The organism is Vibrio sp. V39_P1S14PM300 (assembly GCF_009904765.1).
Taxonomy (GTDB): domain Bacteria; phylum Pseudomonadota; class Gammaproteobacteria; order Enterobacterales; family Vibrionaceae; genus Vibrio; species Vibrio proteolyticus.
In genome coordinates this window covers 1-3,198 of the sequence record NZ_WXWP01000310.1, presented here as the reverse complement: position 1 = coordinate 3,198, position 3,198 = coordinate 1, and the positions used below count along the sequence as shown (strand labels likewise).

The 3,198-nt window shown below is 47.7% G+C and carries 5 protein-coding genes; 1 reads left to right on the top strand and 4 read right to left on the bottom strand.

What is annotated here, in order from left to right:
* The first annotated feature begins 6 nt into the window (after positions 1 to 6).
* Positions 7 to 957: a transporter gene (locus CAG65_RS15880; RefSeq protein ID WP_443098407.1), complete on the top strand. Its 951-nt coding sequence runs from the start codon at positions 7 to 9 to the stop codon at positions 955 to 957.
* Here CAG65_RS15880 and CAG65_RS15875 read toward each other — a convergent pair whose 3' ends face one another.
* The 4 genes from CAG65_RS15875 to CAG65_RS15860 form a co-directional block, all read right to left on the bottom strand.
* Positions 958 to 1,581 (bottom strand): hypothetical protein, encoded by a 624-nt coding sequence (locus tag CAG65_RS15875; RefSeq protein WP_237668229.1) that lies wholly within the window; start codon positions 1,579 to 1,581, stop codon positions 958 to 960. It lies immediately after the preceding gene.
* A gap of 17 nt (positions 1,582 to 1,598) precedes the next feature.
* Positions 1,599 to 2,276 (bottom strand): C39 family peptidase, encoded by a 678-nt coding sequence (locus CAG65_RS15870; RefSeq protein ID WP_021705199.1) that lies wholly within the window; start codon positions 2,274 to 2,276, stop codon positions 1,599 to 1,601.
* 1 nt (position 2,277) lies between these two features.
* Positions 2,278 to 2,604 (bottom strand): hypothetical protein, encoded by a 327-nt coding sequence (locus CAG65_RS15865; protein WP_021705198.1) that lies wholly within the window; start codon positions 2,602 to 2,604, stop codon positions 2,278 to 2,280.
* A gap of 25 nt (positions 2,605 to 2,629) precedes the next feature.
* Positions 2,630 to 3,198: hypothetical protein (locus tag CAG65_RS15860; protein ID WP_237668835.1), on the bottom strand; the 569-nt coding region annotated here is incomplete at its 5' end.

The following is a 3,198-nucleotide window of genomic DNA, read 5'->3' as shown; positions in this document are numbered from 1 at the left end:
CTTTGTTTGTCTGCCTCGTCACTGGCAGCCGAAGAGTCTGATATTGCCAAACGCCCTCAAACGGTTAATGACGTTTTTGTCCGTTCCGGCGTCCTGACCCCGAAGGGGCAATTCGCGTTTGATGCGTCATTAAGCTACACACAAAACTCTTCCAACAAAGTCTCCGTCGTTGGTTACACCATTCTTCCTACTCTTCTGGTCGGTCGAATAGAAGTCTCTGATTCCGATCGTACAACCATTACTGCCGGCTTATCGGCCCGTTACGGCTTGTTTGACGATACTGAAATTGAGATCCGCTTGCCGTATGTCTATCGAAACGATCAGGTCTCCACGCGCCCAATTCAGGACGGAGCCGCTGATAACACCATCAATAACACATTAGATGGTGGTGGATTGGGCGACATCGAACTGGCGGTGCGTCATCAGTTTAATTTTGATAGCACGCCTTACTGGGTCGGAGGATTAACCGTTAAATCGGACACTGGCAAATCCCCTTATGAGGTCGACATTGATCCCAACGACAATACGTTTAAAGAAGTGCCTACTGGCTCCGGATTCTGGAGTGTTGAACCATCTATCTCCATGTTGTATCCATCCGACCCTGCCGTTCTGTTCGCCAGTCTCAGTTACATCTACAACTTTAAAGATGATGTCTCGGTTAACGGAACCCGAGTTGAAGTGGATCTTGGTGACACCATTGCACTCGGCGCCGGACTCGGTTTTGCCATCAACCCAGATCTCTCCTTTACACTGGGTTTAAGTCATAAAACCATACTGAAAAGTAAGATAGACGGTAGCGAAAATGACGATGCGAAGATGCTGCAGCTCGACACCATTAACTTTGGTGTGAATTACGCTTTTAGTCCCAAGACCTCACTGAATGTGAATGCGCAGGCGGGATTGACAGAAGACACCCCCGACTTTCAATTAACAGTGAGGGTGCCATTTACGTTCTGATCAGTAGAAGCTTGAAAGGATGGCGTCATCCAACTTTTGATTCACCTGAATCTGTTTGATGACGTCGCCTACCTGGGCATCAATATCCACCACAGTATTTAACCCAAGCACACTGTTATCCAGTGTATTCTGGATAATATTGGTGATCGTACTGGTGTTGACGACTGTAGGTGTCGTATTTCCCGTACCGGAGTCAATCGGCATCGCAGGGTTGGTGATTGACTCGACAACAGGCACAACCGGAGCCTCTTCGACACTGTTGCCCTCTCCTACCTGAACAACGTTAACCACGCCGCCGGACGACACGTCCGGGTTCTCAACACGAGAGTCGGGTGTTTTGGGTGTCGGTACACGCTTTAAGTTACCGTTTTGAATCATCAGGTGAGCAATACGGGTATTAAACAACGTCATTCCATTTATCGACGTTGTGATACTCAGGCCGATGTTGATTACGTAATCGTTCTTCAGCCTGAATCCGCCTCGATATGACGAGAGTGTATCGCTCGCCACCGGGGTAAGGTGGGTTCCTTCCTCCATCAAGACATCCGCATAAAACTCACTGGCATACGCGGGCATGGTTGACAGTAGTACAGACAATCCACTGAGTATTTTCCAATATCTCATGTCGCTGTCCTCAATGGCTAATACTCACCCGCTTCTGGTAAGGTGATGCTGAAAATGCCCAGTGACTCCCTATGCACACCTGTGTCGAGTGGTGACGGCGTGTAGATCGCGTATTCGTCACTGGTAATGAAATTGGAACGCCCCACTTCAGCATGAGTGCGAATCAACAGAATCACTCCCTGATAATGCTGCTTAAAACGTTCAATACTCATCTTCATGGTCCCTCTGGACGGATCGCCCAGGATCACGGATTCTGAGTTCATTCCCTTTATCACCACAAAATGCAGGTAGCCGTCGAAGTTCACCAGCGTAATGCCGGGCACCCCTACGTCACGGATTTTATCCAGCCCTATTCTGAACCCATCCGAACGAAAACCGAGTGACTCCAAATACTTTTTCATATCCAGTAGAGAAAACCCTTGTTTTTCGATCAAAGTGCGATCGCCATGGTCGAACATCACTTTGAAGATATCCTGTTCTGAGGAAGGTGTCTCGTAATGGAATGTCAATAGAGAAGCCAATGCCGCCGAGCCACAACTAAAGTCGTACTGTTGACGAAAGACATCACCAAACAACATTTCTTTGTAGCTTTTTACCGGCACGGTGTATTGTCCGCGACTGGGGAGAAAGTCCAGAGAATAGGCAGATGCTGACAGCATCAGCATCGGCCAAATTGAGTAACGCCAAATGTTCATATCACTTGAGTGTCAGGTTTACGACCGTTGAGTTTTGTATCAGCACGTTGTTGCCACTATTTTGAATCACACTGTTGATGCCCGAGCTTTCCGCCAGCGCACCCGCTGAAAGTATGTTGTTCCCGGTCACAGTGTTATTCGCAATGTTGCCAGCACTCACCCCATTAATTTCAGAGGACGCCGTTACATTCTCGATGTCGATGTAATATTGGCCGCCTCTGGAACTGTCCATGACTGCTTCGGACAGTTCCATATCGGCCATCACAATATCATCGGCACTAGCGGATAGCGCAGCCATCGCACTCAAGGCGAGTAGTGCAATACGCATCGCTTACTCCTGCTATGCTGCTAGATTAGTCGGTAAACACAGATGCGTTGGTAGACACAGCTTGCTGAACCAATGAATTGTTCCCTGCATTTTGTGCCACGGTGTTGATACCGGCTGCACCATTGAAACCACCCAACGAGTTGCTGTGATTCACAGTCAGGCTACCACAACAAGCTTCATCATCGCGTCCGTGTCCACGACCAAAGCTTTGAGATGGAGAACTACTAGCTCCATAGCTAACTGAGGTGTTTGATACTTCACCGCTAAGATCATTCTGAGCAACAACGGTGTCCATATCCAAACGGATATCCAACGACTGACTGTTTGACCAAGATTGTTCATTCATGAACGTTTGTTCATTAGTCAAAGTGGTAAAAGTGTTATTGTCGTTTCCATCATTGGTACGAATACGGTTGTTATCATCGCCATTGTTGCTATGGAAATGATTATTACTGCCGTTTTCCTGATTGTAGCTATCATCAATGTCGCCATCGCTGCTACCACCATAGGCGAGTGCCCCACCAGAAATGAATACTGAAGCTACGATTAGTGCGAGTGTAGTTTGTTTTAGTTGCATGGTCTTATCTCCGTGTC